Annotated in this window: 22 protein-coding genes; 12 read left to right on the plus strand and 10 right to left on the minus strand. The window is 63.0% G+C overall.

Translation table 11 applies throughout. The annotated features are described in order from the left end of the window. Window positions 1-280: 280 nt before the first annotated feature. The 7 genes from LPW11_RS11460 to LPW11_RS11490 all read right to left on the minus strand — a co-directional run bounded on the left by LPW11_RS11460 (window position 281) and on the right by LPW11_RS11490 (window position 7586). Window positions 281-1507, minus strand: coding sequence for a SpoIIE family protein phosphatase (locus LPW11_RS11460; RefSeq protein WP_230994027.1), 1227 nt, complete (start codon window positions 1505-1507; stop codon window positions 281-283). Next, window positions 1497-3242 (minus strand): [Fe-Fe] hydrogenase large subunit C-terminal domain-containing protein, encoded by a 1746-nt coding sequence (locus LPW11_RS11465; RefSeq protein WP_230994028.1) that lies wholly within the window; start codon window positions 3240-3242, stop codon window positions 1497-1499. Before LPW11_RS11465 ends, LPW11_RS11460 begins: the two co-directional genes overlap by 11 nt. A 1-nt stretch (window position 3243) precedes the next feature. Next, window positions 3244-3498 carry a (2Fe-2S) ferredoxin domain-containing protein gene (locus tag LPW11_RS11470; protein ID WP_230994029.1) on the minus strand — a complete coding sequence of 85 codons (255 nt, stop codon included), beginning with the start codon at window positions 3496-3498 and terminating at the stop codon, window positions 3244-3246. Further along, window positions 3488-4138, minus strand: coding sequence for a redox-sensing transcriptional repressor Rex (locus LPW11_RS11475; protein ID WP_230998278.1), 651 nt, complete (start codon window positions 4136-4138; stop codon window positions 3488-3490). The genes LPW11_RS11470 and LPW11_RS11475 overlap by 11 nt, the downstream gene beginning before the upstream one ends. 490 nt (window positions 4139-4628) lie before the next feature. Then, the gene (locus tag LPW11_RS11480; RefSeq protein ID WP_230994030.1) at window positions 4629-5681 is read right to left on the minus strand and encodes an AI-2E family transporter; all 1053 of its coding nucleotides are present in this window, start codon (window positions 5679-5681) and stop codon (window positions 4629-4631) included. 26 nt (window positions 5682-5707) lie between these two features. Further along, the gene (locus tag LPW11_RS11485; protein WP_230994031.1) at window positions 5708-6889 is read right to left on the minus strand and encodes a cysteine desulfurase family protein; all 1182 of its coding nucleotides are present in this window, start codon (window positions 6887-6889) and stop codon (window positions 5708-5710) included. 250 nt (window positions 6890-7139) lie between these two features. Then, the gene (locus tag LPW11_RS11490) at window positions 7140-7586 is read right to left on the minus strand and encodes a ferritin-like domain-containing protein (protein WP_230994032.1); all 447 of its coding nucleotides are present in this window, start codon (window positions 7584-7586) and stop codon (window positions 7140-7142) included. 329 nt (window positions 7587-7915) lie between these two features. Between LPW11_RS11490 and LPW11_RS11495 the strand changes: the two genes are divergently transcribed. Then, a complete protein-coding gene (locus LPW11_RS11495; protein WP_230994033.1) occupies window positions 7916-8149 on the plus strand; it encodes a YtxH domain-containing protein in 234 nt (77 codons plus the stop codon). A 419-nt stretch (window positions 8150-8568) separates the two neighbouring features. Here the strand turns inward: LPW11_RS11495 and LPW11_RS11500 are convergent, their stop codons facing one another. Then, on the minus strand, window positions 8569-9441 hold the full coding sequence (locus LPW11_RS11500) for an EamA family transporter (protein WP_230994034.1): 873 nt from the start codon (window positions 9439-9441) through the stop codon (window positions 8569-8571). A gap of 85 nt (window positions 9442-9526) precedes the next feature. Beyond that, entirely contained in the window at window positions 9527-10414 is an 888-nt protein-coding gene (locus tag LPW11_RS11505; RefSeq protein WP_230994035.1) for a tetratricopeptide repeat protein, read from the minus strand. 475 nt (window positions 10415-10889) lie between these two features. On the opposite strand from LPW11_RS11505, the gene LPW11_RS11510 reads away from it, so the two are divergent. The 11 genes from LPW11_RS11510 to LPW11_RS11560 all read left to right on the plus strand — a co-directional run bounded on the left by LPW11_RS11510 (window position 10890) and on the right by LPW11_RS11560 (window position 23587). Continuing rightward, on the plus strand, window positions 10890-12587 hold the full coding sequence (locus LPW11_RS11510; protein WP_230994036.1) for a right-handed parallel beta-helix repeat-containing protein: 1698 nt from the start codon (window positions 10890-10892) through the stop codon (window positions 12585-12587). Between the two features lie 69 nt (window positions 12588-12656). After that, on the plus strand, window positions 12657-13943 hold the full coding sequence (locus LPW11_RS11515) for an FG-GAP repeat domain-containing protein (RefSeq protein ID WP_230994037.1): 1287 nt from the start codon (window positions 12657-12659) through the stop codon (window positions 13941-13943). Between the two features lie 464 nt (window positions 13944-14407). Beyond that, entirely contained in the window at window positions 14408-16117 is a 1710-nt protein-coding gene (locus LPW11_RS11520) for a methyl-accepting chemotaxis protein (RefSeq protein ID WP_331001565.1), read from the plus strand. 33 nt (window positions 16118-16150) lie between these two features. After that, the gene (locus LPW11_RS11525; RefSeq protein ID WP_230994038.1) at window positions 16151-16789 is read left to right on the plus strand and encodes a Crp/Fnr family transcriptional regulator; all 639 of its coding nucleotides are present in this window, start codon (window positions 16151-16153) and stop codon (window positions 16787-16789) included. Window positions 16790-17171: 382 nt separating this feature from the next. Then, window positions 17172-18083, plus strand: a complete 912-nt coding sequence (locus tag LPW11_RS11530; protein WP_230994039.1) for a hypothetical protein — start codon at window positions 17172-17174, stop codon at window positions 18081-18083. Continuing rightward, complete coding sequence (locus LPW11_RS11535; protein WP_230994040.1) at window positions 18080-18613, plus strand: NADH-quinone oxidoreductase subunit C; 534 nt, start codon at window positions 18080-18082, stop codon at window positions 18611-18613. Before LPW11_RS11530 ends, LPW11_RS11535 begins: the two co-directional genes overlap by 4 nt. Continuing rightward, window positions 18610-19692 (plus strand): hydrogenase large subunit, encoded by a 1083-nt coding sequence (locus tag LPW11_RS11540; protein ID WP_230994041.1) that lies wholly within the window; start codon window positions 18610-18612, stop codon window positions 19690-19692. Before LPW11_RS11535 ends, LPW11_RS11540 begins: the two co-directional genes overlap by 4 nt. Window positions 19693-19702: 10 nt before the next feature. Beyond that, complete coding sequence (gene hypA, locus LPW11_RS11545; RefSeq protein WP_230994042.1) at window positions 19703-20053, plus strand: hydrogenase maturation nickel metallochaperone HypA; 351 nt, start codon at window positions 19703-19705, stop codon at window positions 20051-20053. 76 nt (window positions 20054-20129) lie between these two features. Beyond that, window positions 20130-20708 carry a 4Fe-4S dicluster domain-containing protein gene (locus LPW11_RS11550; protein ID WP_230994043.1) on the plus strand — a complete coding sequence of 193 codons (579 nt, stop codon included), beginning with the start codon at window positions 20130-20132 and terminating at the stop codon, window positions 20706-20708. After that, a complete protein-coding gene (cooS, locus tag LPW11_RS11555) occupies window positions 20705-22612 on the plus strand; it encodes an anaerobic carbon-monoxide dehydrogenase catalytic subunit (RefSeq protein WP_230994044.1) in 1908 nt (635 codons plus the stop codon). Before LPW11_RS11550 ends, cooS begins: the two co-directional genes overlap by 4 nt. A 123-nt stretch (window positions 22613-22735) precedes the next feature. Further along, the gene (locus LPW11_RS11560) at window positions 22736-23587 is read left to right on the plus strand and encodes an ATP-binding protein (RefSeq protein ID WP_230994045.1); all 852 of its coding nucleotides are present in this window, start codon (window positions 22736-22738) and stop codon (window positions 23585-23587) included. A 140-nt stretch (window positions 23588-23727) separates the two neighbouring features. Here LPW11_RS11560 and LPW11_RS11565 read toward each other — a convergent pair whose 3' ends face one another. Next, on the minus strand, window positions 23728-24180 hold the full coding sequence (locus tag LPW11_RS11565; protein ID WP_230994046.1) for a metallophosphoesterase family protein: 453 nt from the start codon (window positions 24178-24180) through the stop codon (window positions 23728-23730). Window positions 24181-24191: the final 11 nt, after the last annotated feature.

Consider the following 24191-nt stretch of genomic DNA (forward strand, 5'->3'; position numbering starts at 1 on the left):
GCGGACGCGCCTCCCCCCTGGAAGGAAGGAACGCGCGGGCGCACCACTGCCTGAAAAGCAGAGGGAATCCCCGGCTTCTTCCCCTCAAGAGAGAGGTCGCGAGGGGCGCTGCAAACGGTCCGCAGCGGGCGTCGCTGCGGGTCCGCCGGGCGTCCTTTTCCCCTGGTGGAGGAAGGGGCGCCTCTTTTACCGGCCCAAGGGGACAGGCACCTGCGGAGCCAGTCCCCCTCCGATCTTCACCCCCCTCCGCGTGGGAGGGGGGATTTGTGCGGGTGGATCGTCAGACGTAGCGGACGAGCACGTCCTTCAGGTGCTTGCGCTCCAGGGAGTCGGCGATCCTCTTTATGAGGTTACGCCGGATCTCCAGGTCCATCGGGTGCGTCGGGTCCTGGTGCGCCTCGTTGATCTTCGTCCCCACCAGAAACATGATGGAGTCGCTCTCCAGCAGGAGATCGAGAAGCATGGTGGCGGCGTTTCGCCGCGGCGACTTCTCCCCCCTCTCCAGGAGCTGGGCCACGCGGGTGAGGGTAAGGAGCCCCTCGGTCACCATGTCCGCTCCCGGCATGGTGGCAATCGGCGGGATATCCCCGTCGGTCGTCTCCAGGTGGTCGACGATGTTTCGCTTCAGCTCGCGCGCCACGATCTTCGAGGTCGTACCGCCGCACACTACCTTGCGCCCCTTGAAGTTCTCAAAGACATTGACAAAGTGGCTGTCGCGGCTCTCGTGGAAGGGAGGGCCGGTGAGGACGAGCATGCGGCGCGGCTGGCGGAAGTAGAAGACCCCCACCGTCATGTCGTCGTATGCCCTGCGGTCCACTTCCTTCTTCAGCGCCTCCTCGAGGATGTTGGCGGCCAGGGCCCGCGCCGAAATGGTCCGGTCCGCCGCCACCTGCTCCAGCACGAAGCGCTTGCACCCCTCGACGCGCCAGCCGAGCTTCATCTCGGGAGAGCCGATCCCGGACTGGGAGATCCCGTCGGAGATCACCACCAGCCGGTCCTCCGGGCACGCCTCCAGGGTGTAGGTCTTCATCCTCCTGCCGTCCAGCGCGGGGGATTCCACCACCTGGAAGGGGACGGTGAGCGCCTCGCCATTGCGGATCAGGAGGAAGGGGGGGTTGTCCATCTCCACGATGGAGATGTCGGTCTGCTTCCTGATATCGACGATGGTGTACGTCGCGTAGCTTATGTTCCTCACCCGGCAGACCGGGAGCGCGTTCATGATCGTCTCCGCGGAGCTGAGGAGGTCCGCGTCGCTGGCGGTGAACTTCAGCGCCATCGTCGCCGTCATGGTGGAAAGGATGTTCGCCTTCAGCCCGTGCCCCAGCCCGTCGGAGAGGACGGAGATGAGCCGGTCCTGGTCCAGGAACTTCTCGGTGCGGAAGAAGTCGCCGCAGATGTCCTGGCCGTGCTTGTTCTTCTGGCAGAACTCTATCTCGATGAAGATATCGTCGCGCTGCGGTTCCGGTGCCGGCTCGGAGTATGCCAGTGCCCCTCGTCTAGGAAACATGAGGCTCCTCCTTCTCCCGTACCTTCGCCTCCTTCGATGAGAAGCCGTAGGCAAGGGAACGGAGCAGGATCTCGGTGTCCGCCATGTTCTCCCCGAGCCTGAAGGCGATCTCCTGCACGGTCTCCAGGTTCTTCCTGATAACCTGCTTTGCGCGCTGGGCGATCTGTTCGCGGTGCATCTCGGTGTCGGTGACGTCGAGGATGACCCCGCCGACGACGAGATTCGTCTCGATGGTGAAGATCGTCACGTTGTAGATCTTGTTGTCTATGTGCAGCGCGTCGCACTGGATGTCGTTGCCGTCGTCCAGCACCCGCTCGAAGAGGTCCGCGAAGGGGACGAGCTTCTCCAGGCACGCACCCTCCAGCCCCGGCGCGTCGTCGCCGGCGAAAATCCCTTCCTCGTCGAACATGCCGATGAAGTTGTCGTTGCACTCGATGACCCGAAGGTCTGCGCCGACGATCACCACGCTCATGGGGATGCAGCGCAATAGCGCGTTCGCCTTCTTCTGGGCGAGTTTTCTTAAGTGCGACAGGCACATCGACGGCTCCGCGCGCCCGGTGAGAAGCGCCGCGGCCAGGGTGCGGCAGGTGTCGTAGCCGCAGCCGCCGCAGTTGAGCTCGTCCTCCTCCTTCAGGCTCCCCACCTGCTGCAGCGCCTTCCTGATCTGCTCCTCGCTGTGGTGCGGTACCGGCAGCGGCGCCTCGCGGTGCAGGCCGTCTATCTCCACGAGGACATTTCGCTCGATGCGGCCGTCGGGGATCCGAGCGCGGGAGTACACCTCCAGCTCGTCCAGGAGGTACGGCCTCTTCTTGCTGGTGCACGGGCCGTGCACGCAGCTCCCCTGGCAGGCGAGGATCTCCACGAAGACGCGGGTGTTGAGGTCCTCCGTCTTCACCCCCGAAAGCGCCCTGTTGATGCTGTACACGCCGGCCAGCGTCATGAAGCGGACGTCCTCGAAGTCGCCGTAGAGGTTGATGGTCTGGTTCATCCCCCCTTCCACCGGGTAGAGCGCCCCTTCGTTCGATACTTCGGGGACGAAGCAGTCACCCTCGCGGGGGGTCACCCAGGTCGGATCGATCCCCGCCTCGTCGAACCAGCGGTGCAGGTCCTGGAAGGTGAGGGCTACGTCGAGAAGGTCGGGGTGACGGTCAGCCTCCCGCTTCTTCGCGGCACACGGGCCGATGAAGACGATCCCTATGTCGTCGCCAAAGGTCTTTCTCAGGAGGCGGCAGTGGGAGAGCAGGGGGGAGAGCACCGGGGTGATGTAGTCCGCCTGCTCCGGCAGGTACTTCTGTACGAAATCGACTGCCGCGGGGCAGGCCGAGGAGATGGTGAGCTTGGCGTCGCCGTGCTCCAGTTCCTGGGCCACACGAGCCGACACCTGCTGTGCGCCGAGTGCGGTCTCGCTGGCGGCCCAGAAGCCGAGCCTCTTCAGCGCGGCAATGAGGTGCTGCGTCGGCAGGTCCGCGAACTCCCCTACGTAGGAGGGTGCGATCGCCGCGATGACCTGCTTCTTTTCCTTCAGGAGCATCTTCGCGCGGCGCAGGTCGTCGCGCACCTTCTTTGCCTTCACGGAGCAGACGTCGACGCAGTGGCCGCAAAAGATGCACAGCTCCGAGGCGATGGACGCACGCCCCTCTTCTATTTCAATCGCCTTCACCGGACATTTGCGCACGCATTTGTAACAGTCCTGGCACTCGGTTTTCTCGGTATAGACCGGCTTTCTTTCTTCCATGCTACTCCTCCTCCGTCCCGGCAACGTAACGCTGCAGCAGCTCGCGCAGCATTTCCTGGTTCACCTCGTGGAAAATCTGGCCGTTTATCTGCAGGTTGGGGCCCTTGCGACACTCCTCCTCGCACCTGCTCCCCACCAGATCCACTTCGGCGTGATAGCCGTTTTCCTCGAGGTAGCTTTCGATGTACTCCAGGTTTTGCCTGTTGCCACGACGGAAACAGGAGCTTCCCATACAGATCCGGATTCTAGCTTTCATGACTCCCCTCCTTTGGTAGTGCGGCAACGGTGCGTGCCATTTTTGCCGAGAGGACGGCCAGTCCGGAAAAGATATCCTCCTTGTGGGTGATGATCCCCGGCGGGACCTCCAGGTGGGCCGTGGTGAAGTTCCAGATCCCCGTTATGCCGTTTCTGACCAGAAGATCCGTCACCTCCTGGGCATGCTGCGGAGGGATGGTGAGGATCGCCAGACGGACCTTCCGGTCCGCGACGAGCCCCGGGAGCCGCTCCAGTCCGTAGATCGGGATCCCCCGGACCGATCTGCCGACCTTGTCCGGATTGCTGTCGAAGGCCGCGACGACATTGATGCCGTAGTTGTCGAGCCCCTGGTATCCGAGGAGCGCCGAGCCCAGGTTCCCCACGCCGACGAGGAACGCGTCCCAGGAGTCGCTCCAGCCGAGGAAGTCCTCGATGGCGCGCTTCAGTTCGCCCGTACGGTACCCGAGCCGGGGGGTCCCGCTGATGCCGGTGATCTCCAGGTCCTTGCGGACGAGGATGGCGTCAACCCCCATGATCCCCCCGAGGTGGCTCGACGACACGAACTCGCTCCCCTCTTGCATGAGTTCGCGCACCAGGTGCAGGTAGGTTGGCAGTCGTCTGATGGTTGGTAACTTGTCCATTTTCAACGGTACCTGTTCTCCTTCTCCGAGAGGATTGGACGGCGGGTGCCATCCGATAAAGTTTTATCAAATTAGCATCCAGTCCCGGAGGGGTCAACAGCATTTCGATAGGCTTTTATCAAATTAGCAGACTCTTTCAAAGCTCTAATTTTGACCCTTGATGGTATACAAATTAATTGAACAATTTTATAAAAATGTGTCTTTTGGGTATGGTATTGAAATAGAGTCCCTTCCTTGTTTTGTCTTCTTGTTTACGGGCTTATGCAAAATATAAATAAATTTAGTATACGATTTACGAAAACAGGCGGTTGAATTATGTGGATAGTGTAATAATTGTGCCTATGTAATAGCAGCGCCGGGTCGTGCCCGCGAACTTGCCCTGCACTGCGCTCAGTTATATCTGTACAAATAAAAAGCCCCGCCGCACATGCGGAGGGGCTTTTCGGTTCAGACCATTAGGTGGCGAAGGATCGGCGCGCCGTATCCGGCTTCAGGGAGCGGCCTCCGCGCTTTGTCCTGTCAGATCACGCCAGATGATGACCACAACTGCGAAGATGATCGGTCCCGCGATAAGGCCCACGAGCCCGAACATCTGCGCTCCGCCGACCGCGCCAAAGACTATGGCCATGACCGGAATGTCGCTCTTGGAGCCGATGGCGAGGGGGCGGATGGCATTGTCCGCGAGGCCGACAAAGATCGCGCACCAGCCGGTCAAAAGCCCCGCCTTCAGATACGCGCCGGTGATCGCCAGGTAGGCCGCGAGCGGAACCCACACGAGCGCGGCCCCCACCACGGGGACGAGGGCCCCCACAGCGGTGAGGCTGCCAAAGAGAATGTAGGCGGGGAGGTCTGCCACAAAGTACCCGAGGCCGGCAAGAAACCCTTGCGCGAGGGCGGTGAGCACCGTGCCGATCATGACCGCGGTTGTTGCCTCCCTTATCTGGGTGACATAGCGGCGGCCGGTCGCCACATTGCTCGCAAAGCGCCTGACGCTGGCTTCCACGATGTACTCGCCGTCCCGGTAGACGAAGTACAGGATGAAGATCGCCATTCCGAGGGTAAGGGCAAAATGTGCCACGTTCTTCACCGCTCCGCTCGTTGCGGCGAGGAGAAAGTGCGAGGCTCGGGTGGCGATCTGGGAGGCGTGCCCGGTGATGTCGACGCCGTAGCGGTCCGCCATCTGCATCAGGCGGTCGACGTACGGAATCTTGCTGAGCGCCGCGGTCCCGGAAGTGCCCGCCTGCTGGATGAACTCCTGGCTCTGGTGGTAGAGAGTCGTGGCGTTCTGGGCGATGGCGAAAAGGAGCCAGGCGATGGGGAGGATGATGCAGAGGGTGACGATTACAACCATGATCGCCGCCGCCCTCCCCGGGCGGTCCGGGTTCCTCCGCGCCAGCCGCTCGTAGTGCGGGTACGTGGAGATCCCGATGAGCATGGCCCAGAGCAGCGGCTCGGCCAGCGGAAGGGAGAGGAGTATGATAAAGGCCGCCATCGCCGCAATAACCAGGGCGATAACCATGCTTACGACTATCTTCTTGTCCATTCTTTCTCCTCAGGCCGGGGAGTTTGTCATTCGCAGTCCGGGGCGAACTCGGCTCCCGCGGCGACCGCAGCTTTTCCCTTCTGCGCGTCACGTACTTCCTGTACCGCTCGTGGCAGGACCTCCAGCACGCGGTCGATATCCTCGTCGGTGGTGAGCCTTCCGAGGGAGAAGCGCACATGGGTGACAGGTCCGCAACCCTCTTCCGGTGAAGCGGCGTGCAGCGCGCCGGAGCAGCAGGCCGAGCCGGAGGAGACGGCGATCCCCTCCTGGTCGAGGAGGAAAAGGAGAGGCCCCGGTTCCATGTCCAGAAAGGTGACGTTGGAGGTGTGGGAGAGCCGCAGCTCCGGATGTCCGTTTCGCCTCACCTGGCCAAGTTGCACGATCCCCGCCTCAAGCCTGTCGCGCAGGCGGGCCAGTCTCCTCCCCTCGCTCTCCATGGTATCCTGGGCGATCTCGCACGCTTTCCCGAGGGCGACGATGCCGGCGACGTTCTCCGTCCCCGCACGCCTGTTCCGTTCCTGGCGCCCGCCGTGGAAGTATGAGTAAATCTTCCCCTTGCGCATGATCATGGCGCCCACACCCTTCGGCGCGTACAGCTTGTGTCCCGAGAGGGAAAGGAGGTTCACCTGGAGCTCCTTCCAGTCGATGGGGATCTTTCCGACCCCCTGCACCGCATCGGTGTGCAGGAGCACGTTGTGGCGCGCCGCGATCTCACCGATCGTGTCGATGGGGAAGATGGTGCCGGTCTCGTTGTTGGCGAGCATGGTGGAGATGAGAATCGTCCTCTCCGTTATCGCCTCTTCCAGCTGCTGCAGGTCGAGCATACCCTCGCTGTCCACGGGGATGGTGGTCACCTGGTACCCGAACTTCTCGAGGTACAGCGCCGGCGAGAGGACAGAGGGGTGCTCCACCTGGGTGGTGATGATGTGATTCCCCTTGTTGCGCAGCGCCGCAGCCACCCCCTTTATCGCCCAGTTGTTCGACTCCGTGGCGCAGGAGGTGAAGATCACCTCCTCCTCGTGGCAGTTCAGGAGGAGCGCGACCTGCGCGCGGGCGCGCTCCACCGCTTCTTTCGCGCGTCGCCCGGCCCAGTGGATGCTGGAGGGGTTGCCGAAGTATTCGGTGTAGTACGGGAGCATCTCCTCGAGAACTTCCGGATGAATGGGGGTGGTGGCATTGTAATCCAGGTATATGCGGCGGTGCGGCATCTGTTCCTCCGGCCGAAGGTGAGCCCATAGAAAAGTCTAGCACGGTGGGAGTTAAGAAGTTGTTCAGGATAAACCAGGGACATCTCTTAATATATCCGGCGCGCGATGTCAATGGAGGTGACGGCACGGTTCCCCCGGAAGAAGAAAAGGGACAGGCAACTTTTCCGGCGGAATCGGAAAAAGTGGCCTGTCCCTTCTTTGCGAGGAGTCCAGAAGGGGGCGACTGGGCGCCGCCCCCGAGGGTGCTTTTTTACAGCTCTTCGAGCATGGTGGTGAAGAGGTCGTGGTGCTCCTCTTCCTCTTCCAGGATCTCCCTGAACATGTGCGCAGTCGTCACGTCCCCTTCTCTCTGCGCCATCTCCACGATCTGCTTGTACATCTCCACCGCCTCGACCTCTGCCACGACGTCCAGCTCGAGGAACTCCCTCAGGTTCAGGCCGACCTCAATGGGGGAGGGCTTTGTGGTCGGAGTCCCGCCGAGATACCAGAGCCTTTCGGCGATCTTTTCCGCGTGCTTCATCTCGACGATGGAAGTCTCCTTGAACTTGTCTCGCACGGCGATGCCGAGAGCCCCGCGCACCTGGACATGTTGCCACATGTACTGGATGCTCACCTGGATCTCCCTGGCGATGGCCCGGTTCAGCATGTCTTGCAACTCACTGCTCACTTTGGTCAACGGCTCCAGCGATGCGGTCATGTCCAGCCCTCCTTTATGAATGCGAGTGTCAATGGCGCTGCGCTCCTTCGAAATCGACGGGTACTATTCTTACACCAAAAGCGGCTCTGTCAATTAATGAACTTCTTTCCCCGCCCATTGGCAGCGGCCACTACTCGCATCGGCTCTCCTTTCAGGATACTCCTATTGCCGGCGCCGTATCGTATTGTTCCGCATGGAAATCCGCACTCGCGGCCGGGCGTGATGGCCCTCTACCCCGTAGTACTTCTGCATAGATTTGTCGGAAGGTGCTGGGATAGAATGAAGACAGCCGAAGGATTTACCTCGGAACGCTGAATGGAGACGCTATCATGGATCGCAAAACGAACGAGACCATGGTCGATGCCCTGATCCTCCTCGGGGGGGGCGTGCTCGGGGCCGGACTGGCTCTGCTCTTTGCGCCGCAATCCGGCCAGAAGAGCCGCAAGGACATTGCCCGTTTCAGTAGGACGGTAGGGAGAAAGAGTGATCTGGCGATGCGAAAGCTCGCCGACAATGTGATCGATTTCGCCGATGCGGTCGCCCACAGGAGGCGGCATTGGTGATCCCCATGCGGCGCCGCGTAGAGCGGTAGCCGCATCGTGACCTGTCCCCGGATAGTACACAGCAGAAAGGCCCGCCACGATGGAACCGGCGGGCTTTTCTTTTGTGTATTGCGTTAGAGTGAACTCGGGGAGGCTCGGCGCCGCTTAGGCCACGCATGCCCGCTCCCGCGGATGCAAAGCTGGAGCTTTGCTCCCAATCCCGTTCCCAAGGTGGACCTTGGGAACGAGCGTGGAGGTGGACCTTGGGGAGGAGCATCGAGGTGACCTTGGGGAGGAGCATCGAGGTGACCTTGGGGAGGAGCATCGAGGTGGACCTTGGGGTGGAGCATGCCATCACGTTCCCCCCTTTGCGAAGGGGGGACAGGGGGGATTTGCTTTTTGTTGACGCTTAGTTGGCTATCCGCTGCTGCGGAGTGGATCTACCCCAGCCGGATAAGTACCGTTCCCGCAAGGATGACAAGGGCGGCTCCCAGCCTGATCCTCCCGAACGATTCGCGCAAAAAGAGGATCCCGATCAGCACACCGACCACGATGCTCACCTGCCGCACCGGCACGGCGTACCCTACCGGCGCCATGTTGAGGCCGTAGCGATAGGTAAGAAACGAGGTCATGACGACGGGGCCGCTGGCGAGGATGCGGCGCCAGTTGACGCGCAGCTCTTCTGCTACCTGCGGCCAGTACTTCGGACGCGCCAGGTTCAGTGTCATCAGCAGGAGCATGGAGACGACCATGAAGTAGGTGAAGTACACCGGCGGGTAGTGACGCACGCCGGTCTTTTCGGTGATCGCTCCGATGGAGTAGACAAATCCCGCCCACAGTGCCGCCTGCACAGGTGCGCTCTTCAGGTCGCGGAAGGGACGTGCCAGCTCGGCGAAAGAGACGCGCTGCATCTGGAGGCAGAAGGTCCCGAATATCACCATGAGGATGCCGCACAGTCCCCGCAGCGAGAAGCGTTCGCCAAGGAGGAGCGCCCCCCAGATAGGGACGTACACCATGGAGGTCTGGGAGAGAGGGTAAATGACGGAGAGGTCGCCGTGCTGGTAGGCCCGGCCGTTCAGGAGGTGGTAAATGACAAAGCAAAACGCCCCCCCGACGGCCAGAAAGAGCGTTTCGTGCCCGGGCCAGTGGAATTCTTCCGGCACTATGGGGAGGACGGCGGTGAAGAGGGCGCTGGAGATGGCGAACATCCACCAGATGAAGACCGTCTTGTGCCGGCTCTTTTTGACGAGAAGGTTCCAGCTGGCGTGCATGACGGCTGAAATAACGATCAGGGTGAATGCGAGGTTGGACATCCGGGCATTATAGCCAAAGCAGCCGGAAAACCAAACTCAAAGGAGACAGCTTTCCCTACATCGATCGCAGCAGGTGATCTAGCCTCTACCTCCACCCCTGCTGCAGGAGCATCCGCTGTGCCGGGGCGAAGTGCATCTCGGCGGCGGCCTTCATGAGGGCCCGCGCGATGAAGCGGGTTTCCGGCTGAAGGGCCATCCGCTCCCCCTGCCAATACAGGAGCTTCGGGTCCTGCGGAGTTCCCGACTCCAGTGCGACCTCGAGGAAAGCCTCCGCCGTCTCCTGGCAGCGGGGGACGCCGAGACCGGTGGCGTAAAGAGCGGCGAGCCTGATCTGCGACTTGTAGTGCCCGAACTCGGCGGCTCGGCGGTACCAGTAGGCGGCCTCGTGCGGGTCGCGGTGCATCGGAAACTTGTCGTAGATGTAGGCGAGGTAGTAAAAGACGGAGGGGTCGTTCTCGAAGACAACCGCGTACAGGAGCTCGAGTGCCTGCTCGATGTCCCTTTCGCAGTGCTGGGCGAAGATATAGAGCTCCGCGAGTGAGGTGATGCTCGGCAGGTGCTCCTGGGCGCGGGCCCCCTGGAGGAGGGCGATGGCATACTCCGCGTCGTATGCGACGTGAACACCGTCCAGATGCAGGAGCGCCAGCTGATGCATCGACTGGGCGATCTCCCCTTTCGCGGCAATGGCCAGGAAACGGGCAGCCTTGACAGGGTCGGGCGTTACCCCCTCGCCGTTCAGAAACATCTCGCCGAGAGCCGCTGCAGCGGCCGCATCGGAGGCGTGTACCGCGCCGCTGAAGGTGCTCTTGATGCGCATCTCGCTGGCACGCTCCTTGAAGTTTATGACCTTCGCCCCCGCGGTGCCGGGGGGTGCTGCAACCTCACCTGCCGATGCCAGCGATTCCGCGTGCTCTTCCATCTCGCACATGACCCTTTCCTGCTTCTCTCTTCCTTTTTCGGAATCCCTGAACATCGTTCCCTCCTTCACACTGCCTTCTGGCCCCGCATTTCAACTAGCATGCCACAGAGGTCCTGCCTCGTAACCTCCCGTAACTTCTTGCCTTGCAGCAGTAAAAATAGCCCGCGCAAACGGTCGTTCCAGCGATATGGCGGAGCCCCCAAGCATTATGGCTCCATTAACCCCCGCGTGCACGTGAACGCCCTATGACACAACTCGCTGCGGCGGGACAACATCGTTGTCACCGCCTTTCTCATGCCAGGCATAGTACGCGCTTTATTTCATCGTCATTTACATCTCTCATGCCATGTTTCCTCTCGGTGTGCAGTAAGTAGTGAGCCTTTCGCGGAAAGTGTAACAGATGCGTACCCTCCGGCAGGCACGGTAGGGAGTGGAGTTCCTTCTTTGACTTGCCCCGCTGCTAAGATACATTTTGAATGTTTAATTTGTGTCGACGGCGCAGGGCGCGGCAAGAGAAGGAGGGACGTGCATGAGTGCGATTTACCGGCAGATTCATTCCCGGCAGGTGGAGGGTCTCTATCAGACTTTGGTGGCACTCCTGCTGTTGCTGATGACCGGAGGTAGTGCCGCTGCGCGCGATACGCCCCTTCCCCCGGACCGTATCGTGAAGTGGCAGGGGAATGTCGGCGTCCTCGGCGATATACCGGTGAAGAATAAGGTCTTTTCCACCCTTTCCCCCTCCGGCGCCGACGATACGCTGCAACTGCAGGGGGAGATAAACAGGTGCACTCCCGGGCAGGTGCTGGAACTGAAGGGAGGGACGTTCAAGATCTCGCGCCTCCTGTCGGTAAAAAGCGGCATCGTGATCCGCGGCGCGGGGGCGAAGAAGACCGTCATCAAGGGGACCTCCGACTTCAAAGGAGACCAGCTCATGCTGGTGGAGCCGCGAAGCTGGTCGTACAACCTCTCCCGCCCCCCTGCAGTCTCGCTGGAAAGCGGGTACCGGAAGGGTTCCACCACCATTACCACCATTTCCGAGCATCGCCTGCGCGAGGGGGACGTGATCCTGATCGACCAGATGAAGGATCCGGACGGCATTCCGGCGGTGGACAGCAAGGGGGACGGCGGAGTGTGCACCTGGTGCGGCAGGGAAAACGGTGCCCGCCCCCTCGGCCAGCTGGTGATGGTGAAATCGACACCGGACTCTACCACCGTGGAGCTGGAGATTCCTCTCTACTGGAGCTTCAAGAAGTCACTCATGCCCGAGCTTGTGAAAGTGACGGGGCAGGTGGAAGGGTTCGGGCTGGAGGATCTGACGCTCGATAACGGCGACAGCGGCGCGCGGGAGGCCGCCCTGCAGATGAACAACGTCAGCAACAGCTGGGTGCACCGGGTGGAGATGATAGGCTCCAGCAAGGAGCTCATGAGGATCTGGAACGGGTACCGCATCACGGTCCGCGGCTGCACCTTCCACGAAGGGATCCCGGTGACCGCCACCTCCGGAACCGCATTCGGCCCGAGCCGCGGTTACGGCATCTGGATCAATCCGGGCGCATCGGCGTGCCTCATCGAACACAACGAGTTCTACCACCTCGCACTGGCGATCACCGCCAACGGCACAGCCTCCGGCAACGTCTTTTCCTACAACTACATCCACGACCTCTATCACCTCAACACGGCCAATGCGGGAGCCGCCATCTCCTTTCACGGCGCGCACCCGATGATGAACCTCATCGAGGGGAATTACAGCGAAGGGGCTATCGTCGCCGACAACTACTGGGGCTCTTCCAGCACCAACACCATCTTCCGCAACCGCATCATCAACGAGAGCAGCTACACCTGCCAGGCATGGGCGGTGAACCTCCACGCCAACCAGCAGCAGTACAACGTGGTGGGGAACATCCTCGGCGCACCGGGAGACGAGGAGCGCTTCGAAAGGGAGAAGGGAAAGTGCGACAGCGCCATCTACAACATGGCCGATCCGGTGGTGAAATCGTCCGCGTTCCGTCATGCCAACTGGGACAGCGTGCACAAAAAGGTGTTGTGGTACGGGACGCGGGGACGCTCGCTCCCTCCCTCCCTCTACCTGAGCGGCGCGCCAAAGTGGTGGGGGAGGACCCTGTGGCCGCCGGTCGGGCCGGAGGTCTCGGCAAAGCCGCATTTGCACAAGCGCAGTGCGCGCCCCTCCTGGTGGCGCGAGGGGCGCGGGGATGAAGAGAGTGATTGAAGGCGGCGACGGGGTAGTGATGAGGAGTCTTAGAAGAAGCCATTCTCAAGCCAACAGGTGGAGGTTGTCATGAAGAGAGAATGTTTCGACCCGGATGAAGAAAAAGCCGCCGTCCCGGCTCGATCTGCGGGTTCGAAGGGGAGGGGGCGGTTTCTCGCGCTCGCACTGCTCATAGTCGTGGCGATAGCGGCTCTTTACGGCTGCGGGGGCGGCGACGATCACAGCAACCAGGCGGCACCGCCGCCGGAGCCGTCGGTGCGGCAGAGTGCAGTGACGGTGGCGGATTTCAACCGCGACGGCTTCCTCGACCTCGCGGTGAGCACCTCCTTTTTCACCGATCAGGAATCGTTCCCGGGGGAGGTGGATGTTTTCCTGCAGACAGCCACCCCCGGCGTCTACGCGGCGGCACAGACCTATCCGGTCGGCCTCGATCCTGCCCATGTCGCGAGTGCTGATCTGAACGGCGACGGCCTCCCCGACCTCGTCACCGCCAATGAAACGTCCGACTCCGTCTCCGTCCTCTTGAACCAGCCGGGGCGGCCGGGCGCCTTTCTCCAGGCCGCCGGCTACCCCTGCGGACCGCAGCCCCTTGCCGTGGCGGTTGCGGACGTGAACCGCGACACTCTCCCCGATCTTGTCGTCGCCGTGGCGGACGGCGTCGACGTCCTGCTGCAAAATCCGAACGCCCGGGGGCAGTTCCTCTCCCCGACGACACTTGCTCTGGCCGGGGGCGCCTTCTCTGTAGCGACGGGCGATCTCGACGGCGACGGCCTCACCGATATCGCCTGCTCCGGCACCACCTCGGTGGTCGTATTCTTCCAGAGCCCCACCACGCCAGGTGCCTTCAGGGCTCCTGCCTCCTTTGTCGCAGGGGTGGAACCAAACGGCATAGCGGTGGCGGACATGGACCTTGACGGGCTCGACGACATCGTCGTGGCGAACATAGGATCTCCCGCCGACGGGTCAAACTCCACCGTCTCGGTTCTCCTGCAGGACCCCGACGTTGTCGGCAATTTCCTTGCCGCGCGCAACATTGCAGCGCCGGGGGGCACCAGAAACGTCGCGCTGGGGGATCTGAACGGCGACACCTTCCCCGACATAGCCGCCGCCTCCACCGTCATCTTGTCGACCAATGCCGGGACCGTCTCCGTCTTCCTGCAAAACGGCGCAGCACCGGGAAATTTCTTCTTCTCCGCGAGCTACCCGGACGGTTTCACCCCCGAGTACGTGGCGCTCGGTGATTTCAACCGGGATCTGCGGCTGGACATCGCCATCCAGGACGGCCCGAGCATCCTTTTCCAGGACCCCAGCCGCCCCGGCGTCTTCCTCCCCGAGGTGCTGGTGGGGCCGCAGTAAATCTTCAGTCGAGGCGATCGACCCCCCTCCCGTCACGGGAGGGGGCGACTTCACCGTATGCACGCATCTCCATGTAGGCCGGGATAAGCCGCAGGCGTTCCCGGCATCTCGGCGTCCCCTGAGTCGCACCTCATAAACGTGCACCTCGAAAACGCTACCGCTATTCCCCCCGTCGCCGGTGTCGCGCTCCCTCCACTATCACCCGGCAGCGCCCGCTACAGCGCCCCCCGACCGAAGACTCCACCCCGCCGGGTCGCGCCCCTCCTTCACTCCTTCCGCTGCACCCTTTTTCTCCGCCTTTCACAATGATTTTATTGACTTTTGCCCCTTCTTTTATCTATTGTGCATACACCTAAAGATCCCGGTACCGTCTGCAATTGTCCCTTTCGCTTCGGTGACCATTGCAACAGATCAACGCGGATCTTTCGGCAGGACGGCAGCAGATTTCTCAGGAGAGAGGTTTAATGCGCAAAGTTACCACCATCCGTCAGAAGATCACCGCCACCATCATTTCCCTCGGCGGTTTCAGTATCGTCCTCCTCGGTGTTCTCGCCTTCATCTGGAAAAGCAGCGGCCTGGAACGCTGGCGCACCCTCAGTGCCGACATCCTGATCCTCTCCGTCATGCTCACCGCCGCCATCGGTTTCCTCTACCTCTCCCTGCGCAAAAGAATCCTGCTCCTGGAGTCGCTGAGGGAACACATCGCCGGCGTCACCTCCACCTGGGACCTCAGCCGTCGACTGGAGATAGACACAAACGACGAGATAGGGGAGCTGGCGCGGGAATTCAACGTCATGACGGAGAAGCTCGCCGCCATGGTCGGAAAGATCAACGCCTCCAGCCAGGAGCTGAGCGGGGTCTGCTCCACCATCCAGGGGGTCTCCGGACAGGTAGCCGGGGCCGCCGAACGGCAGGCCGGTGCCGTCACCGAGACCTCCACCGCCATCGGCCAGATCAGGGAATCGATCGAAGAGGTCACCCGCGGCGTCGACGGGCTCTCCCAGTCCGCGGCGGAAAGCACCTCCTCGATCCTCGAGCTCGCCGCCAGCGTGGAGGAAGTGGCGCTGAACGCGGAGAGCCTCGCCCAGTCGGTGGAGGAGGTGAGCTCTTCCGTCGGCGAGATGACCGCCTCCATCAAGCAGGTGAAAGACAGCGCCTCCAGCCTCATGGACACCGCCAACGTGACCTCCTCCTCCATCATGGAGATGGACAGCTCCATCAAGCAGGTGGAAAGAAACGCCCGCGAGACGGCCGCCATCTCCGAGGCGGTGCGCGGCGACGCGGAAATGGGGAAAGAGGCGGTCGACGCGGCAATCGCCGGTATGCAGGCGATCAAGAGCGCCTCCCACATCACCGCTGAGGTCATCAGCAACCTTTCCCAGCGCACCGGCGACATCGGCGCGATGCTCTCCGTCATCGATGACGTGGCGGGGCAGACGAACCTTCTCGCCCTCAACGCGGCGATCATCGCGGCGCAGGCCGGCGAGCACGGCAAGGGATTCGCGGTCGTCGCCGACGAGATAAAGCAGCTCGCCGAGCGCACCAGCCGCTCCACCAGGGAGATCGCCGAGGTCATCAAGGGGGTTCAGGAGGAGACGCGCCGCGCGGTGCAGGCGATAGGGCAGGCGGAGCGCAGCATCAACGAAGGGGAGTCGCTCTCGCAGAAATCGGGGGAGGCGCTGGTAAAGATCGTCTCCGGCGTGCAGATGGCGACGGCCCAGGTGGAAAGCATCGCACGGGCTACCATGGAGCAGGCGAAGGGGAGCCAGATGATTCGCGAGGCGATGGCGCAGGTCGCGGAGATGGTGCGGCAGATAGCGTCGGCCACCAGCGAGCAGGGGAAGGGGAGCGCCTTCATCATGGCCGAGGTGGAGAAGATGAATACCCTCACGATGCAGCTGAAGAATTCGACGCGGGAGCAGAGTCACACCGGCCACTTCATCGCCAAATCGACCGAGAACATCACCGAGATGATTCAGGCGATCAAGCAGGCGTGCGACGAGCAGAGCCGCGGCAGCGACATGATTCTCCCCGCGGTGGAGAACATCACCACCGCCACGGAAAGCAACCTGGACGGCGTCATCGTCCTCGTGGACAGCCTGGGGAACCTCGCCGGCCAGATCGACATGCTGCGTGAGGAGATCGGCCGCTTCAGCATCGCCTCGGCCCGCTAAGGGCGTAGCGCAGCACCAGGCAAAGGGAAGCTCATGCACGGAAAGATGCACCAGTCGCCGGACCTCGCCGAGTTCACCAAGGAGTTCAAGCCGAGGCGCCTCCCCCGCAAGACGATCATCTTCTCTCCCACCGACGAAATAGACGTCGTCTTCATGGTGAAGAAGGGGCGGCTGCGGGTGTACCTCGCCTTTGAGGACAAGGAATTCACCCTCGCCTTCCTGGAGCCCGGCGATTTCTTCAGCACGCACACGCGGGCTTTTGTGCAGTCGCTGGAGGATACCGAGATCCTCGAGGTGAGCACTGCGCGCTTCCAGCAGAAAGCCACAGAAATTCCCGCCATTTCCCTCGGGATGATGAGGATTCTCGGATCCCTCTTCCGCAGTTCCATCTCCATCATAGAGGGGCTCGCCTTCAAGGACGTGCACCTGCGTCTGGTGGACTTCCTGGTGGAGTCCGCCGTGCAGCGCGGCCAGGCGGTCGAGGGTGGGATCCTGGTGGAACTCGGCCTCTCCACCGAAGACATCGCGCTTCTCGTCGGATCGACGAGGCAGACGATCTCCACCTTCCTGAACGGACTCATCAAGCGCGGCATCATCGAAAAGAAGGACCGTCGCACCCTCATCATCCGCGACCTCGAGGCGCTGAGGACGTGGAAGGATTCCGAGAAGTAGCAAAAGGACGCTCGCAAAGGCTCATCCGAGAGTTCCGGGGAAGCCGTAACATGTTCCAATGAAGGGCCGCAGGGGGCCTCGCGTCCCCCCCTTCGCAAAGGGGGGAACGTTAGTTCTCCTGCAGTGCTTCGTGGCAATGTACCCACGCTCCCCCAGGCTGCTTTTTTCTCTATCGGAAAAGATTCCTCTCCCCGCTTCCGCTCCCGGGACCAATGGCGAAAACCAGCTTGTCCTGTTTTAATGTAAACACTAAGTCACCGTCTTTTTTGCGAAACTGTCGGTGACCTGACAGATCTTCCCTCCTCTTTTCTCCTATAGTCGTCCTGCATCCCACACCCCACACTACGCTGCTTCACGCAATTAGTTGCACATTGGAGTCTCCATGACAGCGGAGCGACAGGAAGCAAACCACCCTCTGAGGCTGCTGCGCATAAACGCAGGCTCGTGCAACGGCTGTGACGTCGAACTCACCGCCACCGCCTGCCTCTCCCGTTTTTCCTTCGAACGCGCAGGCTTCGTCCTCACCGAAGATCCCGCCGAGGCCCAGATCGTCCTCATTACCGGTCCGCTGACTGTCCGGGTGAAGGAACAGGTTCTTCAGCTTTATGCCGAGGTCCCGGAGCCGCACGTCACCGTCGCCGTCGGCGTCTGCCCCGCTTCAGGGGGCGTCTTCCGCGACAGCTACGCGATCGCGGGCCCCGTCGAGCGCTACCTCCCCGTCGAGGTCAATGTGCCGGGCTGCCCTCCGCGCCCCCAGGCGATCATGGAGGGGATGCAGGGAGCGGCCGCGCTCTGGCGCCAGAAAACAGGTCTCCCCTCCTTCTCCCCCGCTGCCGCCGAGGACGCCCCCGCAGCGCCTGCGCCGGAGGGGCCCGGCGTCGCCGTTCGCGGCAAGCTCTCCTACGACCCAGCCGCCTGTGCCGCGTGCCGCATGTGCGAGCACGTCTGCGCCGGAGGGGCGATCACCTTCACCGAGGACGGCGACGGCGTGCACTTTTCCCTGCAGCACAATGCCTGCGCCTTTTGCGGCTTGTGCACGCACTACTGCAAGACCGGCGCGCTGAAGCAGACCGGAAACTGGCACACGGCGCACTCCCGGGAGGAGAAGGCGGATTTCGTGGAGAGCGCCTCCATCCCGTACCGCCCCTGCGCGGTTTGCGGTGAGCCGATCCTCCCGGTGCCGACTGACCTGATCCGGCTCGCCTTCCGCGGCGTGAACCGGGACCTGGTCCGCCTGCAGAACCTCTGCCCCGAGTGCCGACAGGCGGAGACGCTTCTAGGAGTCAGACGATGAACGAATTTCAGGAAAAGGTAGCGGCGCGGCTTCGGTCGAGCGCCGGCAAGGAGGTGGAGATTTCCTGGCGCGCCTCCGGCAAAGGAGTGCAGACCGGCTGGTGCACGGTCGCCGCCGCAGATCTCTTCCCCGTCGCTCAGGGGGTGCAGGAGCTCGACGGCAGGCTCTCCGCAATCACCGGGTATCTCTGCGCGGGAAAAGCTGACGAGGGTGCCCGCCAACTCGCCTACCACTTCGACCTCGACGGCGCCACCCTCACCGTCACTGTCCCCCTGCCGCTGCACGGTGCCACCGTTCCATCCCTCACCCCGATCTTTCGCAGCGCCGACTGGAACGAGCGGGAGCTCATGGAGCTCTACGAGGTCGAGGTCGCAGGTCACCCCGACCCGCGCCGCCTCTTTTTGGACGAGTCGCTGGAGCCTGCCGCGCTGGAGCGGCTGATCCCCTACTCCTCCTTTATCAATGCGGCGAGCCCGAAGACCCTCTTTGAGAAGGTCCTCCTCGATCAGGGAAAGGAGGGGGCACGATGACGGCTTCCATCATTACCCTCGACTCCCGCCAGCTCCAGCTCGAAGAGCCGATGTACTTCAACCTCGAGATGGACGGTGACAGGGTCGCCACGGTGGACGTGGTGGCGGGGCAGAGCCACCGCGGACTGGAGACGCTCGTCCTCAAGCGCAACTTCTACCAGAACATCACGCTCCTTGAGCGCCTCTGCTCGCTCTGCTCCAACAGCCACCCCTCCACCTTCTGCATGGCCCTGGAGGAGATCGCGGGTATCGCGATCCCCGAGCGAGCGGAGTACCTGCGCGTCATCGCCGACGAGATCAAGCGGATCGCCTCGCACCTCTTCAACTGCGCACTCCTTGCCCACATCGCGGGGCGCGACGCCCTCTTCAAGGAGATCATGGAGCTGCGCGAGATCATGCAGGACACCAAGGAGGCGATCTACGGCAACCGCATGGACCTCGCGGCGAACTGCCTCGGCGGCGTGCGCTACGATCCCTCCCCCGAAGCCCTCTCCTACCTGAAGGGGCAGATGGAAAAGATGAAGCAGCCGCTGGAAACGCTTCTCTCCCTCTTCGGCTCGGACGCCGGGCTGCGCGCCCGGATGGAAGGGGTGGGGGTCCTCTCCCCGGAGCAGGCGAAGGCGTGCGGCGTGGTGGGGCCGGTGGCGCGCGCCTGCGGCATCGGGTACGACACGCGGCGCAAGAGCCCCTACTTCGCCTACCCCGATCTCCCCTTCGAGGTCGTTGTGGAGGAGGGGGGGGATGTGCGGGCCCGGGCCCTGGTGAGGCTGCGGGAAGCGCGGGAGTCGGTGGGGATCATCGAGCGGTGCGTGGAGAGGATGCCGGGCGGCCCGGTAGCGCCGGAGGTTCTGCCGGAGGTCCCGGCAGGGGAGGCGATCGCGAAATCGGAGGCGCCGCGCGGGGAGCTTCTGTACTACCTCGTGACGGACGGCTCCCAGCTCCCGGTGCGCCTGAAGTGGCGGGTGCCGAGCTTCATGAACTGGGATGCCCTCGGTTTCATGCTCAGGGGGGAGCGGCTCGCCGATATCCCTCTCATCGTTAACAGCATCGATCCGTGCATCTCCTGCACGGACCGCTGACGGAGGGCGCATGCACGAGATGTCGCTGGTGGCAAGCCTGATGGAGCTGATCGAAGACACCGTGCAACGCCACGACGTACAGCGCGTGGGACGGGTCTTTCTGAAGGCGGGGAGAATGGCCGCGGTGGAGCCGATGACGCTGCGCGCCTGCTTCGAGGCGCTCTCGGAGGGGACGGCGGCACAGGGGGCGGATCTCGTCATCGAAGAGGTGCCGGTGAGTTGCTCCTGCCGGGAGTGCACGAAGATCTACCGGGTGGAGAGGTACGACTTCCGCTGCCCGGTGTGCGGCAGCGGCGATACGGAGCTCCTGACCGGAAGGGAGCTGAGGCTTGACAGGCTGGAAGCTCTCTCGGCAGCGTGAGCGCCGATGGCACCGCGGGCGAGTCATCCGGAGCGGAGACAGAAAAGGGAGCAGTGAAATTGCAAAGGAGAGGTCAATGAACCAGAAAATTCAGCAGCGGGAAAATGCCATCGTTTTCTGCGATGCGGAGAAGTGCCTCGGATGCCACAGCTGTGAGCTGGCATGCGCGGTCGCCCACGGTGGCAAGGATCTGCACACCTCGGCGCTCTTGGGGATGACGCTGCGCCCCCGCACGAAGGTCGTCGCAGTCGCCGACATCATGATGCCGGTACAGTGCCGGCAATGCGAGGACGCGCCGTGCGCCTTCGCCTGCCCCAGCGGGTCGATCCGGCAGGAAGAAGGGCTGGTCACCATCCAGCAGCAGACGTGCATGGGGTGCAAGGCGTGCGTCATGGTCTGTCCCTTCGGCGCCATCAGCGTGAAGGGGAGCGGCGACGGTGGTCCTGCCCGCACCCGCACCAACCGCGGTGTCGCCCACAAATGTGACCTGTGCGCCGGCACCGGCAGGGAAACCCCCGCCTGCGTGGAGGGGTGCCCCAGGAAGGCGCTCAGCCTCATCGATCTCGAGGAATACCGCCAGACACTGCGCGAGGCCAGGGTGGCGGAGCTCGCTCAATCTCATAAATACCTCAAGAAAAGGAAGGAAACGCTATGAGCCTCAACAAATCGACCGATCCGTCCGCAGCCGAGCTTCTCCCCCTGGCGAAAAAACAGGGGATCGAAACGGTGTGGGACCGCTACAAGGCGATGCAGCCGCAATGCGGCTACGGCCAGCTTGGCGTCTGCTGCCGCATCTGCTGGAAAGGCCCCTGCAGGGTCGACCCCTTCGGCGACGGCCCGCAGCGCGGGATCTGCGGCGCCGATGCCGACACCATCGTGGCGCGCAACGTGATCCGCATGATCGCCGCCGGTGCCGCGGGACACTCGGAGCACGGCCGGCACATAACGATCGCCCTCCTCGGAGTCGCCGAGGGTAAGCTCCCCGCCTACCAGATCCGCGACGAGGCGAAGCTGCGCTCCATCGCTGCGAAGCTGAAGATCGAGACGGAAGGGAAGGAGATAGCCGAGATCGCGAAGGAAATCGCGCTCGTGACCCTCTTTGACTTCCAGAACCAGGACCACGACCAGTGCCTTACCTGGCTCTCCTCCACCCTCACGGAAAAGCGCCTGGAAAAACTCGGCGCGCTGCACGTACTGCCGCACAACATCGACGCTACCATCACCAACATCATGGGACGGACCCTGGTCGGCTGCGATGCGGATCCGGCAAACCTGATCCTCGGGGGGGTGAAAGGGGCGCTCGCCGACTACGATGGCATGTGCCTCGCCACCGAGCTCTCCGACGCCCTTTTCGGGACGCCGCAGCCGGTGGTCACCACAGCGAACCTCGGCGTGCTCCGTGAGGACGCGGTGAACATCGCGGTGCACGGCCACAACCCGCTCCTGAGCGAAGTCGTCTGTGACGTCGCCGCCCTCATGAACGACGAGGCGATCAAGGCGGGGGCCCCGGGGGGGATCAACATCGTGGGGATCTGCTGCACCGGAAACGAGGTGATGGTGCGCCACGGCGTCCCGCTGGCCGCCAACTACCTCTCCCAGGAGCTTGCGCTGGTGACCGGCGCGGTCGATGCCATGGTCGTAGACGTGCAGTGCATCATGCCGTCGGTGGCGGGAATTGCCTCCTGCTTCCACACCCAGGTCATCACCACGCTGGATGAGAACAAGATGCCGGGCGCGACGCACATTCCGCTGCGCACCGAGACCGCGACGGAGAGCGCCCGGCAGATCGTGGACACGGCGATCCAGGCGTTCAAGCGGCGCAACCCGGCAAGGGTGCACATTCCGGACACGAAGACAACCGCCGTTGCCGGCTTCAGCACGGAGGCGATTGTCGGTGCGCTGAGCCTTGTCAACGCGGAGGACCCGCTGAAGCCCCTCATCGACAACATCGTGAACGGCAACATCCAGGGGGTCGCCCTCTTCGCAGGTTGCAACAACCCGCAGGTGCCGCAGGACAGCGCCTTCGTCACCATCGCGAAGAAGCTCGCGGCGAACAACGTCCTTCTCCTCGCCACCGGGTGCGGCGCGGGGGCGCTTGCCAAGCACGGCCTGATGAACCAGGAGGCGACGGAGAAGTTTGCCGGTGAAGGGCTGAAAGCGGTCCTTACCGCCGTCGGCAACGCCGCCGGCCTGAACGGCCCTCTGCCGCTGGTGCTGCACATGGGCTCCTGCGTAGACAACAGCCGTGCGGTCGAGGTTGCGGTCGCCGTCGCCAACAAGCTGGGGGTCGATCTCGACGCCCTGCCGCTGGTGGCATCCGCCTCCGAGGCGATGAGCGAGAAGGCAGTGGCGATCGGCACCTGGAGCGTGGCGCTCGGCATCCCGACTCACCTCGGGACCATGCCGCAGGTAACCGGCTCCCCGGTGGTAACCGAGCTCCTCACCGCGACCGCGAAGGATCTTTTCGGCGGGTACTTCCTCGTCGAGCTCGATCCGGAGGCAGCCGCCGACAAGCTGCTGCAGGTGATCCAGGGGCGGCGCAAGGCGCTGGGGATCTAGGAACAGGATTTAGGAAACACCCTGAAGGACGCAGGAATCAGCAACAACCGGCCTCACGTTCCCTCCCCTTCAAGGGGAGGGACAGGGTGGGGATGGGGGCAATCCCCAGGGAGAACAAGCACGATGTGTCAAGGGCACGATCACGATCATGAGCACCATCATCACCATCACCACGAGGAGAGCTGCAGCTCCTCCGGGAAAGGGGTAAAGATAGCGATCACCGGGAAGGGCGGGGTGGGGAAAACGACGCTTGCGGCGCTTTTGGCGCGCTCCTTTGCCGATCACGGCGGGCGGGTGCTGGCGGTGGACGCCGATCCCGACGCCAATCTCGCCACTGCGCTCGGGATCTCCGCAGCCGCTCTTACCGAGGTGCAGCCGATCTCGCGGATGAAGGATCTCGCGAAGGAGCGCACCGGCGCCCAGGAAGGGTACGGGTCCTTTTTCAAGCTGAACCCGCAGGTGAACGATCTCCCCGACACCTTCAGCGTCGAGCACGACGGAGTCCGCCTCTTGCAGATGGGGACGGTGGAGCAGGGGGGGACGGGGTGCGTCTGCCCGGAACACACCCTGGTGAAGCGGTTGATGAAGCATCTTCTTCTGGAGCGTGACGACGTCGTCATCATGGACATGGAGGCGGGTATCGAGCATCTCGGGCGTGGAACGGCCGAGTCGGTGGACGGCGTCATCGTCGTAGTCGAACCTGGGCAGCGCAGCGTACAGACCGCTCAGCAGATCACCCGCCTTGCCTCCGACATCGGGATCAGGAAAGTGTTCGTGGTGGGGAGCAAGGTCCAGAACGAGAAGGACAGGGAGTTTATAGAGGCGGCGCTCCCGGAGCACGAGCTGCTGGGCTTCATCTCCTACAGTGACGAGATAAAGCGCGCCGACATGGGTGAAGGGAGCGTCTCCGGGCAGAGCGCCCGCGAGGCGTGCGCCATACGCGAGAGGCTGATGGCACAGGTGGTTGCGGGGTGAGTCGGACAGGTCGGACCGCAAGATCCCCCTCCCTTGACGGGAGGGGGACAGGGGGTGGGTGAAGCTGCCATCTGCTGAAATGGTGGCGCCTTCCCCCCCACCCTGTCCCTCCCCCGCAAGGGGGGAGGGGACGTGCGAGCCTACTCCTCGATCCGCACAATCTCCGCGTCGACCTTTCCGTCGACCACCTCCACCCGCGCGACGGTGACGGGGAGGTGGAACCTTCGGGGGCCGGCGCTGCCGGGGTTCAGGTAGAGCACCCCCTCCTTCCTGGTGACAGCCGCCTTGTGGGAGTGCCCGCTGATGACGCACCGGACCCCCTCCGGCAGCGCCTCCAGATCGTGCACGTTGTGTATCACCAGGAAGCGTGCTCCTCCCGCCTCAAACTCCTCTACATCCTTCAGTTTCTCCGACCAGGCTCCCTTGTCGCAGTTACCCCGTATGGCCACAAGTGGCGCCATTTCCCGCAGCGCCTCCAGCACGGCCTGGGAACAGACGTCCCCTCCGTGCACGATGAGGTCGCTGCCGCGCAACGCCTCCAGCGCGGCGGGGCGCATCACCTTGTGCGTGTCGGATATCACCCCGATCTTCATGGCTCCTCCCT

It is taken from the genome of Geomonas sp. RF6 (assembly GCF_021044625.1).
Classification (GTDB): Bacteria; Desulfobacterota; Desulfuromonadia; order Geobacterales; family Geobacteraceae; genus RF6.